This window comes from Bradyrhizobium sp. S3.7.6, assembly GCF_054061875.1.
This window is the reverse complement of the sequence record NZ_JBSSEQ010000001.1, coordinates 1,766,273-1,781,022: the sequence shown is the minus strand read 5'-3', so window position 1 is coordinate 1,781,022 and position 14,750 is coordinate 1,766,273. Positions and strand designations below refer to the sequence as shown.

Annotated in this window: 16 protein-coding genes; 11 read left to right on the top strand and 5 right to left on the bottom strand. The window is 64.4% G+C overall.

Going from position 1 to position 14,750, the window contains the following annotated elements; translation table 11 throughout:
- Positions 1–108 precede the first annotated feature (108 nt).
- On the bottom strand, positions 109–1,278 hold the full coding sequence (gene pobA, locus ACVJ5M_RS08450) for a 4-hydroxybenzoate 3-monooxygenase (RefSeq protein ID WP_063980930.1): 1,170 nt from the start codon (positions 1,276–1,278) through the stop codon (positions 109–111).
- 260 nt (positions 1,279–1,538) lie between these two features.
- On the opposite strand from pobA, the gene ACVJ5M_RS08445 reads away from it, so the two are divergent.
- From ACVJ5M_RS08445 to ACVJ5M_RS08405, 9 genes are all read left to right on the top strand, one after another.
- Positions 1,539–2,555, top strand: coding sequence for a TRAP transporter substrate-binding protein (locus ACVJ5M_RS08445; protein WP_063980929.1), 1,017 nt, complete (start codon positions 1,539–1,541; stop codon positions 2,553–2,555).
- 228 nt (positions 2,556–2,783) lie between these two features.
- On the top strand, positions 2,784–3,293 hold the full coding sequence (locus ACVJ5M_RS08440) for a TRAP transporter small permease (RefSeq protein ID WP_014498282.1): 510 nt from the start codon (positions 2,784–2,786) through the stop codon (positions 3,291–3,293).
- Between the two features lie 2 nt (positions 3,294–3,295).
- The gene (locus ACVJ5M_RS08435; RefSeq protein WP_028151951.1) at positions 3,296–4,615 is read left to right on the top strand and encodes a TRAP transporter large permease; all 1,320 of its coding nucleotides are present in this window, start codon (positions 3,296–3,298) and stop codon (positions 4,613–4,615) included.
- 211 nt (positions 4,616–4,826) lie between these two features.
- The gene (locus ACVJ5M_RS08430; RefSeq protein WP_063980928.1) at positions 4,827–5,288 is read left to right on the top strand and encodes a DUF3237 domain-containing protein; all 462 of its coding nucleotides are present in this window, start codon (positions 4,827–4,829) and stop codon (positions 5,286–5,288) included.
- A gap of 260 nt (positions 5,289–5,548) precedes the next feature.
- Complete coding sequence (locus ACVJ5M_RS08425; RefSeq protein WP_063980927.1) at positions 5,549–6,358, top strand: crotonase/enoyl-CoA hydratase family protein; 810 nt, start codon at positions 5,549–5,551, stop codon at positions 6,356–6,358.
- On the top strand, positions 6,355–8,238 hold the full coding sequence (locus ACVJ5M_RS08420; protein ID WP_283017991.1) for a feruloyl-CoA synthase: 1,884 nt from the start codon (positions 6,355–6,357) through the stop codon (positions 8,236–8,238). Before ACVJ5M_RS08425 ends, ACVJ5M_RS08420 begins: the two co-directional genes overlap by 4 nt.
- Positions 8,239–8,263: 25 nt before the next feature.
- Positions 8,264–9,025, top strand: a complete 762-nt coding sequence (locus ACVJ5M_RS08415) for a 3-hydroxyacyl-CoA dehydrogenase (protein WP_038933541.1) — start codon at positions 8,264–8,266, stop codon at positions 9,023–9,025.
- Between the two features lie 25 nt (positions 9,026–9,050).
- A complete protein-coding gene (locus tag ACVJ5M_RS08410; RefSeq protein ID WP_063980925.1) occupies positions 9,051–9,482 on the top strand; it encodes an acyl-CoA thioesterase in 432 nt (143 codons plus the stop codon).
- Between the two features lie 78 nt (positions 9,483–9,560).
- The gene (locus ACVJ5M_RS08405; RefSeq protein ID WP_028151958.1) at positions 9,561–10,712 is read left to right on the top strand and encodes an ABC transporter substrate-binding protein; all 1,152 of its coding nucleotides are present in this window, start codon (positions 9,561–9,563) and stop codon (positions 10,710–10,712) included.
- A gap of 314 nt (positions 10,713–11,026) precedes the next feature.
- Here ACVJ5M_RS08405 and ACVJ5M_RS08400 read toward each other — a convergent pair whose 3' ends face one another.
- Together ACVJ5M_RS08400 and ACVJ5M_RS08395 are read right to left on the bottom strand one after the other, a co-directional pair.
- Entirely contained in the window at positions 11,027–11,755 is a 729-nt protein-coding gene (locus ACVJ5M_RS08400) for a glutathione S-transferase family protein (protein WP_028157342.1), read from the bottom strand.
- Between the two features lie 68 nt (positions 11,756–11,823).
- Complete coding sequence (locus ACVJ5M_RS08395) at positions 11,824–12,096, bottom strand: hypothetical protein (protein ID WP_063980923.1); 273 nt, start codon at positions 12,094–12,096, stop codon at positions 11,824–11,826.
- Between the two features lie 112 nt (positions 12,097–12,208).
- Between ACVJ5M_RS08395 and ACVJ5M_RS08390 the strand changes: the two genes are divergently transcribed.
- On the top strand, positions 12,209–12,907 hold the full coding sequence (locus tag ACVJ5M_RS08390; RefSeq protein WP_063980922.1) for a helix-turn-helix transcriptional regulator: 699 nt from the start codon (positions 12,209–12,211) through the stop codon (positions 12,905–12,907).
- A gap of 5 nt (positions 12,908–12,912) precedes the next feature.
- Positions 12,913–13,236, top strand: coding sequence for a YkgJ family cysteine cluster protein (locus ACVJ5M_RS08385; RefSeq protein ID WP_063986074.1), 324 nt, complete (start codon positions 12,913–12,915; stop codon positions 13,234–13,236).
- On the opposite strand, the gene ACVJ5M_RS08380 is transcribed toward ACVJ5M_RS08385, so the two are convergent.
- Positions 13,233–13,646 carry a hypothetical protein gene (locus ACVJ5M_RS08380; protein WP_028148857.1) on the bottom strand — a complete coding sequence of 138 codons (414 nt, stop codon included), beginning with the start codon at positions 13,644–13,646 and terminating at the stop codon, positions 13,233–13,235. The genes ACVJ5M_RS08385 and ACVJ5M_RS08380 overlap by 4 nt on opposite strands.
- A 379-nt stretch (positions 13,647–14,025) precedes the next feature.
- Positions 14,026–14,373, bottom strand: coding sequence for a DUF3307 domain-containing protein (locus tag ACVJ5M_RS08375; protein WP_038933545.1), 348 nt, complete (start codon positions 14,371–14,373; stop codon positions 14,026–14,028).
- Positions 14,374–14,750 lie beyond the last annotated feature (377 nt).

The window sequence follows — 14,750 nt, the reverse complement described above, 5'->3', positions numbered from 1 at the left end:
TGGGCAAAGGCGCATAGCGCCGTGCCCACCATCTCGTAGCAAACGCAAAAGCTGGTGGGCACGCTACGCTTTGCCCACCCTACGGCATCTACGGCATCGACCACCCTCCTAAAACGGCAGCCCCACATAGTTCTCCGACAGCGACGTCATCGCGGCCTGCGACTGCGTGACGTAGTCGAGCTCGGCGAGCTGGATGCGCCCGCCGATGGTGCCGGTGTCGGGGAATTTGTGCAGCATCGAGGTCATCCACCAGGAGAAGCGCACCGCTTTCCAGACCCGCGCCAGCGCCGTGGCGGAATAGGCGTCGATGCCGGCGTTGGATTTCTCGTCGTAGAATTCGCGGAGTGCGTTCGACAGATAATGCGCATCGCTGGCAGCTAAGTTCAGCCCCTTCGCGCCGGTCGGCGGCACGATGTGGGCGGCGTCGCCGCACAGGAACATCTTGCCGAACCGCATCGGCTCGGCGACGAAGCTGCGCAGCGGCGCAATGCTCTTCTCGATCGAGGGGCCCGTGACCAGACTGTCGGCCGCCTCCTGGTCGAGCCGGCGCTTCAATTCGTCCCAGAAGCGGTCGTCCGGCCACTGGTCGACATGGTCGTCGAGCGAGCACTGCACATAGTAGCGGCTACGGTGTGTCGAGCGCATGGTGCAGAGCGCGAAGCCGCGAGCGTGATTGGAATAGATCAGCTCGTGGCTGACAGGGGGCGTCTCGGACAGAATGCCGAGCCAGCCGAACGGATAGACCCGCTCGAACTCCTCGATCGCTGTGGCCGGGACGCTGGCGCGGCTGACGCCGTGAAAGCCATCGCAGCCGGCGACGAAGTCGCAATCGATCGTGTGGGTGACCCCGTCCTTGACATAGGTGACGCGCGGCCGACTGCCGTCGAAATCATGCGGCTGCACGTCCTTGGCCTCGTAGACCGAGGTGAGACCCGCGGCCTTGCGCGCATTCATCAGGTCGAGCGTGACCTCGGTCTGGCCATAGATCATGACCGTCTTGCCGGTCGCGGCCTTCATGTCGATGCGGTGACGGCGCCCGGAAAAGGCGAGCTCGATGCCTTCATGCACCAGGCCCTCGGCATGCGCCCGCGCGCTGGCGCCAATCTGGTCGAGCAGCGCGACGGTTCCCTCCTCCAGGAGGCCCGCGCGGATGCGGCCGAGCACGTAGTCCGGGCTCTGCCGCTCCAGAATCACATTGTCGATGCCGTATTGGTGCAGCAGTTGCCCAAGCAACAATCCGGCCGGCCCGGCCCCGATGATTGCGACTTTTGTCCGCAATACTTGCTCCTCCCGATCCTGTAGGTTTTCGCCGCGGCTCGCTTGTCGCGTCGGTCCGCGCAAGATAATTATATCATATAATCGTTGGGCAAAAGGGGAGTGCGCCCGGGCAGCGACAAATCCATGCAACATGGCTGACGTAGATGACGCGGCGGCGCGCCGCGCCAGTTCCGGCTTGAACGCGCCGGCAAATTAGATAACATGTTAATTAATGAGACCGGGCCATCGAAGCCCGCCGTCGAAACAGGGAGAGACGACCGATGAGGAAAGCCTGTCTGGCGTTGCTGCTGGCAGCAAGCGTGAGCCCCGCGTTCGCGCAGGACAAGACCTTCGATTTGAAGATCTCGCACTGGGTGCCGGCCTCGCATCCGCTGCAGAAGTCCCTGGAAGACTGGGTGGCCGCGGTGAATAAGGATTCCGGCGGCACCATCACGGGCAAGGTGTTTCCCGCCCAGCAGCTCGGCAAGGCGTTTGACCATTACGACATGGCACGCGACGGCATCGCCGACGTCACCTACGTCAATCCCGGCTATCAGCCCGGCCGCTTCCCGATCGTCGGCGCCGGCGAATTGCCGTTCCTGATCTCGGACGCCAAGGGCGGCTCGATGGGGCTGGACGCCTGGTACCGCAAATATGCCGAGAAGGAGATGAAGGACGTCAAATACTGCCTCGCCTTCGTCCACTCGCCTTCGTCGTTCCATTCCAAGACGAAGAAGATCGTGGTGCCGGAGGACGTGAAGGGCCTGAAGATCCGCCCCGCGCACGCCACCATGGCGAATTTCGTCACCTCGCTCGGCGGCACCAATGTGCAGTCCTCCGCGCCCGAAGTGCGCGACATCATCGAGCGCGGCGTCGCCGACGGCGTCACCTTCCCCTGGGGCTCCCTCGTGCTGTTCGGCATCGACAAGGTGACCAAGTACGACATGGAGGCGCCGCTCTACACCACGACCTTCGTGTTCGTGATCAACAAGGACAAGTACAACGCGATGTCCGACAAGCAGAAGGCCGCGATCGACAAGAACTGCTCGACCGAGATGGCCGGCGTGGTCGGCGAGCACTGGGGCAAGTTCGAGGACGCCGGCGTCGACAAGGTGAAGGCGGAAGCCGGCCACGAGGTCTACAAGCTGACGCCGGAGCAGACCGCCGCCTGGAAGAAGGCCGCCGATCCCTTGGTCAAGACCTGGGGCGAAGGCGCCAAGAAGGCCGGCGCCGATCCCGACGCGGCGCTTAGCGAGCTGAAGGCGTCGCTGAAGAAGTACAACGCGCTGGCGGAGTAGCGCCAAGCTGCGGCCGCGGCCGGCTCTCTTCTTCCCCTCTCCCCGTTCTTACGGGGAGAGGGTTGGGGGGCTGCCTCCGCAGAGACGGTGACAGCTCGATTCGCGGAGAGTCCCCCTCACCCGAATTCGAGCGGCGCTCGAATTCGACCTCTCCCCGCAAGCGGGGCGAGGTGAAGTGCGCGGCGAGACCGAGATCAAACAATGACAGCACACGACGTGACACCTCCCATGAAGCGCTCCTGGATGGACCGCATCATCGACACGATCGAATGGATCGCGGCCGGCTTCGTCGGCATCGTCGCGCTCGACATCTTCCTGTCGGTGCTGCTGCGCAACACGCTGAACTACTCGATCCCCGACTCGTTCGATATCGGCCGCATGCTGCTCGGCATTCTCATTTTCTGGGGCATCGCGGCGACGTCCTATCGCGGCACCCACATCACGGTCGACCTCGTCTGGGGCAATGTCGGGCCGCGCTATCAGCGCTGGATCGACGTGTTCGCGACCCTGGTGCTGCTGTTCGTCGTCACCGTGCAGACCTGGACGCTGTTCGACAAGGTGCGCGGCACCTACAACGACAACGTCCAGACCTTCGACATGCACATGCCGACCTGGCCGTTCTTCGCGGTCGCGTGGATCGGTGATGCCGCGGCCGTGCTGCTGATCGCGATCCGCACCTACCGCCTGATCTTCCATCCCGAAGATATGCACGATCCCAAATTGAAGGCGACGGAGTAATCATGAGCACCGATGCCGTCGCCTTAATCGGCTTCGTTTCCCTGTTTGTCCTGATGCTGCTGCGCGTGCCCGTCGGCATGGCGATGGGCCTCGTCGGCGTGTCCGGCTTCGCCTATCTCGTCAACGGGACGGCGGCGCTGAAGCTGGTCGGCCAGACCTCGATGCGCACGGTCACCGACTACACCTTCGGCGTCATCCCGATGTTCCTGCTGATGGGCTCCTTCGTCAGCAATTCCGGCATGAGCCGCGAGCTGTTCCGCGCCGCCAACGGTTTCGTCGGGCATCTGCGCGGCGGGCTCGGCATTGCCACCGTCGGCGCCTGCGGCGGCTTTGCCGCGATCTGCGGCTCCTCCGTCGCGACCGCCGCGACCTTCTCCGCCGTCGCCTACCCCGAGATGCGCCGCTTCGGCTATCCGCAGTCGTTCGCCACTGGCGTGATCGCCGCCGGCGGCACGCTCGGCGCGATGCTGCCGCCGTCCACCGTGCTCGCGGTCTACGGCATCATCACCGAGCAGGACATCGGAAAGCTCTTCATCGCCGGCATCATTCCGGGCCTCCTGGCGATGACCATGTACATGATCACGATCTTCCTGATCGGTCATTTCCGCCCGGACTTCCTGCCCAAGGGCAAGGTGCTGCCGTGGCGCGAGCGCTTTGCGGGCCTGAAGGACATCTGGGCGCCGGTCTTGCTGTTCGTCTTCGTGATCGGCGGCCTCTACGGCCTGCCCTTCCTGCCGCGCTTCACGCCGACGGAAGCCGGCGGCGTCGGCGCCGCGGGCGCCTTCATCATCGGCGTTGTCACCGGACGGCTCGATCGCGAGAAGATCTTGGCCTCGCTGCTGCAGGCGACGCGCACCGCGGCCGCGGTGTTCACCGTGCTGATCGGCGCGCTGATCTTCGGCTACTTCCTCACGGTGACGCAGACGCCGCAGAAGGTCACCGAATTCCTCACCGGTCTCGGCCTCGGCCCCTACGGCGTGCTGGCGCTGATCATGGTGATGTATCTCGTGCTCGGCTGCCTGATGGACGCCATGGCGATGATCATCCTCACCGTGCCGATCATTTTCCCCGTCATCACGCATCTCGGGTTTGATCCGATCTGGTTCGGCGTCATCATCGTGATGACCGTCGAGCTCGGCCTGATCCACCCGCCGGTCGGGATGAACGTCTTTGTCATCAAGAGCGTGGTGAAGGACGTCTCCTTCTCCACCATCTTCAAGGGCGTGATCCCGTTCGTGGCGACGGATCTGGTGCGGCTGGTGATTTTGATCGCGTTCCCGCTGCTGGCGACCTGGCTGCCGACACGGATGATGGCGCACTAGTGAACGCCTACGGCGCGACGCGCTGTTGTCCCCTCTCCCCTTGTGGGAGAGGGTGGCTCGCCGCGATAGCGGCGAGACGGGTGAGGGGTATCTCTCCGCCCGCACACCTGCGTTTGCGGAGACAACCCCTCATCCGGCGCTTCGCGCCACCTTCTCCCACAAGGGGAGAAGGAAGAGCACTGCGCTTGGCGCAATAGATCGGAGAGAAGCGATGACCACACCGGCGCTCGAGACCAAATACGTCTTCACCGTCACCGCAAAAATCGGCGACGTCATCACGGCCGGCGAGACCGGCATCGGCGTTCGCCGCATCATCCCGATTATCGGCGGCGAGGTGACGGGCGCGATCACCGGGAAGGTGCTGCCGTTCGGCGCCGACTTCCAGACCATCCGGCCCAACGAGCTGATCGATCTCGAAGCGAAATACGCCTTCGAGACGGATGACGGCGCTATCGTCTATGTCGAGAACAAGGGCATGCGCTTCGGCCCGGTCGAGCTGCTGCAAAAGCTCAAGCGCGGTGAGCCGGTCGATCCGAAACTGATCTATTTCCGCACGGTCCCGAAGTTCGAGACGGGGCACGAAAAATATCGCTGGCTGATGGAGCACATTTTTGTCGGCTCAGCCGCACGCCATGCGGACCGCGTGGTGATCGACGTGCATCAGGTGGTGTGACCACACGCTCCGCCGTCGTCCCTGCGAACGCAGGGACCCATACCGCGTGATCTATCAATTGCGACCGGCAGGAGTACCGAACGGCGAGTCTTCGCCAAACAACTCCCTGGGGTTATGGGTCCCTGCCTGCGCAGGGACGACACCGGGTTTGGCGTAGGGATCTTACCCACCTGACTTGCTACATCCTCAGGGACCGCACCGTCCCTCCTTGACTCCCCCAGAATTCGTTATACAACATAACTATTCTGACAAGGACGCAAATGACACAGGGAAACGCCGAGACCGCTGACGCGGGCGCCTCCGGGCTTTTGAGGATCGAGCGGGCGGACCGGGTTCTGACCGTGGGCCTGAACCGGCCGGCCAAGCGCAATGCGCTCAATGACGGCATTATCCTCGAAATCGGCGAGTGCTTTGCCTCCCTGCCCGAGGATATCGGCGCGGTCGTCATCCACGGCATCGGCGATCATTTCTCCTCCGGCCTCGACCTCTCCGAGCTTCAGGACCACGACGCGACCGGCGGCCTCCTCCATTCCCAGATGTGGCACCGGGTGTTCGACCGCATCCAGTACAGCCGCGTGCCCGTGATCGCTGCGCTCCGGGGCGCGGTGATCGGCGGCGGGCTGGAGCTGGCCTGCGCCGCCCATATCCGCGTCGCCGAGCCCTCGACCTATTTCGCCCTGCCGGAAGGGCAGCGCGGCATCTTCGTCGGCGGCGGCGGCTCGGTGCGGCTGCCGCGGCTGATCGGCGTTGCCAGGATGATGGACATGATGCTGACCGGCCGCGTCTATAGCGCGACCGAAGGCGCCTCCTACGGCTTTACGCAATATGTGACGGAGGCCGGCAACGGGCTCGGCAAGGCGCTGGAGCTTGCGACCAAGGTCGCCTCCAACGCGCCGCTGACGAACTTCGCCGTACTCCAGGCGCTGCCGATGATCGCGGAGGCCAATCCGCAGGCCGGCCTGTTGATGGAATCGCTGATGGCAACAGTTGCGCAGAGCGACAAAGAGGCAAAACGCAGGATCCGCGAATTCCTCGAACACAAGACCGCAAAGGTGAAGCCGAAGTCATGAGCGGACAGCCGTCCTCTTCCAGCATGGAGCGCGGCGCGAGCACTTCCCCGCTGCGGCCCATTTCGTTCGGCGATCCCGTCGTCAACATCGAGCGGCGCGACGACGGCACGATTTACCTGCGGCCCAAACAGCCGCTCGGCGACTATCCGGTCCGCCTCACCGACCGCCTGCATCACTGGGCGACGACGACGCCGGACCGCGTCTTCATGGCCGAGCGCGAAGGCGGTCGCGGCTGGCGCAAGATCACTTACGCCGAGCTGCTCGCCGCAAGCCGGCACATTGCGTCCGGCCTGATTGCGCGCGGCCTGTCGGCGGAGCGGCCGGTCGTCATCCTCTCAGGCAATTCGATCGACCACGCGCTGCTGGCGTTCGGCGCGTTCTATGCCGGAATTCCGTTCTGCCCGGTGTCGCCGGCCTATTCGCTGGTGTCGAAGGATTACGGCAAGCTCTCTTACCTGATGAAGCTGCTGACGCCCGGCCTCGTCTTCGCCGAGGACGCCGGCAAGTTCGCGGACGCGCTCACCGCCAATGTCTCGCTCGGCACCGAGATCGCCGCGTCCTGGGGCAGCGTGCCGGGCCGCGACGTCACCCTGCTCGCCGACCTCATGGCGACGCCGCTCCACGGCGATCTCGACGCGATACACGACAAAATCGGCCCCGACACGATCGCGAAGTTTTTGCTGACGTCGGGCTCGACCGGCAACCCCAAGGCCGTCATCAACACCCAGCGCATGATCTGCGCCAACCAGGTGATGCTGCGCGAGACTCTCGCCTTCCTCAAGGACGAGCCCCCGGTCATCATCGACTGGCTGCCCTGGAATCACACCTTTGGCGGCAACCACAATATCGGGCTGACGCTCTACAATGGCGGCTCGATGTATCTCGACGCCGGCAAGCCGGTGCCGGGCGGCATCGAGGAGACCGTGCGCAATCTCCAGGAGATTTCGCCGACGGTCTATTTCAACGTCCCCAAGGGCTATGAATCGCTGCTGCCGTATTTGCGCGACGACCAGGGCCTGCGCGCAAAGTTCTTCGACCGGCTGCACGCGATGTTCTTCTCGGGCGCCGCGCTGTCGCCATTCGTCTGGAACAGCCTCGACGAGCTCGCGGTGAAGGAGAAGGGCTACCGCGTGCCGATGCTGACGGGCCTTGGCGCCACCGAGACCGCGCCGTTCTTCATGTCGGTCAATCCGCGCACCAGCCGCTCCGGCCATGTCGGGTTGCCCGTATCGGGCAATGACGCCAAGCTGGTGCCGAACAACGGCAAGATGGAAGTGCGCGCCAAGGGGCCGAACGTAATGCCCGGCTATTGGCGCCAGCCCGACATCACCGCAAAATCCTTCGACGAGGAAGGATTTTACAAGATGGGCGACGCGCTCAAGCCCGTCGACCCCGATGATCTCAACGCCGGCTTCGATTTCGACGGCCGTGTCAGCGAAGACTTCAAGCTCGGCAGCGGAACCTGGGTCAGCGTCGGCCCGCTGCGCGCGCGCTTCGTCGCGGCCTGCGCGCCGCTGGTGCGCGACGTCGTCATCGCCGGCATCAACCGCGACGAAATCTCCGCGCTGGTGCTGCTCGATCTCGACGGCTGCCGGCTGATCAACCCGACGCTGCCGGCCGACGATCTCACCGTCACGGCCCGGGACCGGCTGGTGCGTGAAGCCTTCCGCGAGCGCCTGACACGCTTTCTGGCTTCGGCCACCGGTTCCTCGACGCGGATCACGCGCGCGATCCTGCTGGACACGCCGCTGTCGATCGACAAGGGCGAGGTCACCGACAAGGGCTCGATCAACCAGCGCGCGGTGCTCGAGCATCGCGACGCGCTGATCGAGGAGCTCTACGCTGCCAATCCATCGGACCGTGTGATATCGGTCGGCTAAGAAACCATCGCTACAGGAGAACGCCATGTTGTTGAAGGATCAGGCAGTCATCGTTACCGGCGGTGCATCGGGACTGGGCGCTGCGACCGCGCGAAAGCTGGCGGCGCAGGGCGCCAAGGTCGCGGTGTTCGACCTCAATGCCAAGCTTGCGGAGACCGTCGCCGCCGAGCTCAAGGGCGTCGCCGTGACCTGCGACGTCTCCGATGCCGCCTCGGCCGAGGCTGCGATCACGCAGGCGACCAAGGCGCATGGACCCGCGCGCGTGCTGGTCAATTGCGCCGGCATCGGCGTCGCCAAGCGCGTGGTCGGCCGCGACGGGCCGATGGCCCTTGCCGATTTCGACAAGGTGATCAAGGTCAACCTCATCGGCACCTTCAACATGCTGCGCCTCGCCGCGACCGAGATGTCCAAGCTCGAGCCGCAGGCGACCGGCGAGCGCGGCGTCATCATCAATACGGCGTCCGTTGCCGCCTATGACGGCCAGATCGGCCAGTCGGCCTATTCCGCCTCCAAGGGCGGCATCGTCGGCATGACGCTGCCGATCGCGCGCGAGCTCGCGCAGTTCGGCGTCCGCGTGCTGACCATCGCGCCCGGCCTGTTCCTGACGCCGCTGCTCGCCAACCTGCCGCAGGAAGCCCAGGACTCGCTCGCCGCCGCGATCCCGTTCCCGCGCCGGCTCGGCCACGCCGACGAGTTCGCCGCGCTCGCGCTGCACATGGTCGAGAACTCGTACCTGAACGGCGAAGTGGTGCGCCTCGACGGCTCGCTGCGCATGGCGCCGAAGTAAGGCGCAACGAAAGCAGGGTCATCGCATGTTCGTGAACCGGCGCGACGTCCAGATCCAGTGGGGCGACTGCGACCCCGCCAACATCGTCTATTACCCGCGCTATTTCGCGATGTTCGACGATTCGACCTCGACCCTGTTCGAGGTCGCCGGCTTCTCCAAGCAGGACCTGGTCCGCAAATACGGCCTAGTGGGTATCCCCATGGTCGATACGCGGGCCAAGTTCTACATCCCCTCGACCTATGGCGACTGGATCACCATCGAAACGAGGATCGAGAGCATCAAGCGCTCGAGCTTCGAGGTGAAGCACAGCGTCTACAAGGGCGAGGCGCTCGCGCTCGAGGGTTTTGAGACCCGCGTCCTGGTCGGCCGCGATCCCGTTAACCCCGACAAGCTGAAATCGGCACCGTTTCCAGCGGAAATGGTAGCCAAATTCACGGGGAGCTGGGTCTGGAGCTAAATCGCCGCATCACCAAAAGAGGGGGCTGAATTACCCCCCGATTTCTGCTTTCAAAGAAACACGTCAAGGGAGGAATAGATGAAACGCTTTTACCTGACCGCCGCCATCGCCGCGGCGACGCTTGCCCTGCCGGCTCTGCCTGCGCTGGCCCAGACCAGCGAAATCACCATCGGCATCACCACCACCACGACCGGCCCCGGCGCAGCGCTCGGCATTCCCGAGCGCAACGCGCTGGAATTCGTGCCGAAGGAGATCGGCGGCGTGCCGCTGAAGGTGATCGTGCTCGACGACGGCGGCGATCCCACCACGGCGACCACCAACGCCCGCCGCTTCGTGACCGAATCCAAGGCCGACATCATCATGGGCTCGGCGCTGACGCCGCCGACCATCGCGGTCTCCAACGTCGCCAACGAGGCCGGCATTCCGCATTTCGGCCTGGCGCCGTTCCCGATCACGCCTGAGCGCATGAAGTGGTCGGTGGCGATGCCGCAGCCGATCCCGATCGTGGGCAAGGTGCTGTACGACCACATGAAGTCGAAGGGCGTGAAGACCGTCGGCTATATCGGCTATTCCGACTCCTATGGCGACCTCTGGTTCAACGACCTGAAGGCCCAGGCCGTGCCGATGGGCATCACCATCGCCGATGAGGAGCGCTTCGCCCGCCCTGATACGTCAGTGACCGGACAGGTGCTAAAGCTCGTCGCCGCCAACCCCGATGCGATCCTGGTCGGCGCTTCCGGTACCGCGGCCGCGCTGCCGCAGACCGAGCTGCGCGAGCGCGGCTATCAGGGCCTGATCTACCAGACCCATGGCGCCGCCAGCATGGACTTCATCCGCATCGCCGGCAAAGCAGCGGAAGGCGTGCTGATGGCCTCCGGTCCCGTCATGGACCCCGAGGACCAGCCCGACGAAGCCGCCACCAAGAAGCCGGGCCTCGCGCTCAACACCGCCTATGAGGCCAAGTACGGCCCGAACAGCCGCAGCCAGTTCGCCGGTCATTCCTATGATGCGTTCGAGATCCTCAAGCGCATCATTCCGACGGCGCTGAAAACCGCAAAGCCCGGCACGCCGGAATTCCGCGAAGCGATCCGCCAGGCGCTGCTGTCCGAGAAGGAGCTGGCGGCGAGCCAGGGCGTCTACAACTTCACCGAAAAGGACCGCTACGGCCTCGACGAGCGCTCGCGCATCCTGCTCACGGTGAAGAACGGCAAGTACACGCTCGTGAGGTAAGGCGCGGCAAGAGTTTTGAGACGACGAGAGCCGGCCCGTTGGGCCGGCTCTTTTGTTTTGGGTTTGAGATTGGCGAGTGCGAAGTCGAATCGAGTCGGCCTACAGCAGCGCTCTCTCCGTTCCCTCCCCCCTTGCGGGGGAGGGGCAGGGAGAGGGGTGCCACACGGGAATTCTTTCCGTCGTGCACCCGCCCTCGATGCATCATCAACAACGGGTACCTTTTCCTGGACCACCCCTCTCCCTAGCCCTCCCCCGCAAGGGGGGAGGGAACGCACCTCCGTCGGGGCGCTAGGCGAGTCTCATCTCATCAGGCCTCAGGCCGCCTGCCGCAGCGGGGTCCAGGCGAACTCCGGATAATAATCGTCCATCATGCGGTCGACATAGGCGGTGAGGTTCGCAAATCCCTCGGCGCGCTGACGCAGGCCGGATTCGAAGAAGGGCGTCAGGATTCCGGCGAGCGCGCCGAAGGCGGTGGCATCGACACCGCAGGGCTTGTTGCCCATCAGGTAGGCCTTGTCGCCGAGCTGGACCGAGAGCGCGAACAGCGAACGTACCGCGAGATCGACATCGTCATCGGGCGCGTGGCGGCCGAGGCCGGAGAGCAGATAGTTCTCGGCGACACGGAATTGCGCATCCTCGCGCAACTTTTCGCGATTGTGCTCCGGCGCGCCGTCGAAGAAATGCGCGGGCCCCTTGGCGAAGTTGACCGGATCGACCCAGCGCGCCCCGACCAGCGCCCAGTAGACGTGATGCTCGATCATGCGCTCGAACGCCCAGGCCTGCGCCCGCTCGGCCAGCGACAGCCCGGCATCGAAATCGAAACCATAGCGGCGCTCGATATGGGCGCGGATGAAGGTGGAATCGGCCACCGCCTCGCCGCCATCGTCGATGAACGGCAGCTGCCCCTTGGGCGAGGCCGGCGGCATCGCCCGCTCCTTCCGGTAGGGCAGTCCCGCCATCTTGAGCTGGACCTCGGTCTTGGTGACGAAGGGGCTGATTTCCGGCAGGCCGAAGCCGGCGCCAAAGCCATAAAGCGTGATCATGCGAACTCTCTCCTGGACCTGCGAAATTTGGGCTTGCGAAATTTGGACTTGCGAAACTTTGAGGGAACCTAGTGACCGGCTGCTGCCACCATGGTGGCAGCAGCCGTGATATCTTCTGCGAAACGGGCCCCCCGCCAGGCGCGGGCCATGACACTACGAACGACATGGCGGGCCAGCGCGTCCGCAGCCTGGGTCAGCAAGCGTGCCATCACGCTTGCAAGAGCAAATCGGAGGTCGACGGCCATGAGATCGAACGAAACGAGGCGGCCGAGTGCCCTGGCGGACCAGACCTGTGCCCGCGACATCGGAATCGCCGGGCCAAAATGGGTTGGAATGATCATGGACAAATCCTCTTCAGTCGATGTGTTGTCCCGGTATAGACACCCCCTGCTGCCAACATCCTGTCAGCAGCAGCGCGCCATTTTCTGATCCGTCCCCGATAAGAGAATTGCCATGAGACGCGCCGACCGGCTGTTTCAGATCATCCAGGTGCTGAGGCGCACGCGTAAGCCGCTGACCGCGGACGCGATCGCGGCCGAGCTCGAGACCTCGAAGCGCACCATCTATCGCGACATCGCAACCTTGATCGGCCAGCGCGTGCCGATCCGCGGCGAAGCCGGCATGGGCTACATCCTGGAGAAGGGTTTCGACCTGCCGCCCTTGATGCTGACACCCGACGAGATCGAGGCGGCGGTGCTGGGCGCGCAATGGGTCGCGGGCCATGCCGATTCCGCGCTGGCACGCGCGGCCGAAGATTTGATGGCCAAGATCGCCGACACCGTGCCTGAGCGCTTGCGTCCCTTCGTGCTGGAGCCGGCAAGCCGCGCGCGGCCGAGCTGGAACAGGGAGCCGGATCGCCTCGACATGGCGCGCACGCGCACCCAGATCCACGAAGGCAGGAAGATCATGCTGCGCTACCGCGACGAGCAGGGCCGCCCCAGCGAGCGCATGATCTGGCCGATCTCGGTCGGCTATCTCGAAGCCGTGCGCCTGCTTGCGGCCTGGTGCGAGCTGCGCGGCGACTTCCGCAGCTTCCGCACCGACCGCGTCGTGGATGCGAACTATCTCGACGATAAATATCCGGAGCGGCGCGACGTGCTGCGCGCAAGATGGCGGCAGAGCCTGGTCTGGGGCCCGCCAAAGGACACGTGAGCGCGATGGAAGAGAATTCCCCCGTCGATCTGTCGAGCTGGTGCCAGAGCTGCGGCGCCTGCTGTGGCTATTCGGAGAACTGGCCGCGCTTCTCGATCGAGAGCGACGAGGAGCTTGCCGCAATCCCCGAGACGCTCGTCAACGCGCGCCAATCCGGCATGCGCTGCGAGGGCGATCGCTGTTCGGCGTTGCGGGGGGAGATCGGAAAGCAGACGGCCTGCGGCATTTACGAGGTCCGGCCGGAGGTGTGCCGCACCTGCATGCCGGGAGACGCCGAATGCGCGATGGCGCGGCGGAAATTCGGACTGCCGGTAATCGAGGTCGCTTAGGCTGGAACGGCTACAGCTGGAACGGCCTCGCTGACCTCGTCGTCGAACCCGTCCTCAAGCGGTGCAAGCACCGAGAGCGGCTTGGTCGACAGCGTGATCGGCTTGCGGCCCCCCGACAGCGACGGCGACGATTTGACCGTGCTTTCGCGCGACAGCGCGTAGAGCGTCGAGCCGACGCGGCCGCCATTGTCGATCAGGTCACGCTCGTTGCAGCTGGCCGCGATCGCGACCGCCAGCGAGTGCAGATGGCTGCGGCGATAGCAGAACAGCGCCAGCCTGGCGCGCGCGTCAGGGGAAACACTCTCAACCAGCCTCGGCAGGCCACTCTCGCTGGCGCGATACATCTCGCCAAGGAGCTCGTCGCGGACCGGGCAGAAATCGCTTTCATAGGCGTCGCGGCTTGAAAACATTGCGGTTCTCCTCGTTGCCGAAGATGCAGCGCAATTCTCTAATGAAAGGTTAACCACGCCGCCCGGTAGTCACCCGGGGTCCTTGCGCCCTCGTCGCGAATCGGAGGCGACCGAATGGGGGTCAGGCCACCACATCTGAGCCGAAAAGTCGGGACGCCAATGCCTCCACGGCGTCATGGCTGGGCATAGCCGTCCGAAGGACGGCGTCGCTTCCGCTCGCCTTTGTCCCGGCCATCCACGGCTGGCCACGCGGCACGAAGAACGTGGATGCCCGGGCCTTCGCCGCGCCGAAGCGGCTTCGGCCGCGCAGGCGGGACAAGCCCGGGCATGACGACCTCTTGTGAATGCCGATCGACGACTATCCGCAGGCCCGCCGGCCTCAGTTCGCCGCCATGAAGATGGAAAGGCCGAAGCCGGTCAAATGATGCAGGGCCTGGTCGACGCCGATCAGGGTCCAGAACCAGGGATGCGCCAGGTCGACACCGAAATTGGCGGAGACGAACCCCTTGGCGCGGTCGATGGTGATGTGGATCGCGAAGTCGATGAACGCGACGAACCAGAATCGCGGCGCCACCAACAGGATCAGCGGCAGCGCAACCGCGAGGTGAATCAGGCAATGCACCAGAAGCGGCAAAGCCCAGCCGTGCTTCTGGTCCTTGCCGTGCGCCATCCAGGCGGTCTGGAGCACGAAATCGGCGATGATGTGCTTGAAGGTGAGCAGCAACATCCAGCCAATGAGCGCTTCGACCGGAACCGCCGATGACATGGGTGGAAACGACAAGCTGACGCCCTCATTGACGTGACAAGAAAGACCGGAGCGTTCAGCGCAACTTCTTTTTGGACCGGTCAAATCGCCGGGACGTGTGATTTATGACATCTCCCGCGACGGAATGCAGCCGGGGGGAACTGGAAAATCGCCAACTGTGGCTAACTGGTGATAGGATGACCAATCGCCGCGGCCAGATCGAGTAAGGTTACCTCCGGCTCGAATTTTGCATTCCGGTACCGGCGCGCTATCATTGTCGGCAGAGAATATCGTTCTTTTTTCAGACGTTTAGGAATTGCAGGGCGCCCGCCGCGATCGCATCCGCGAGCCGCCCGTCA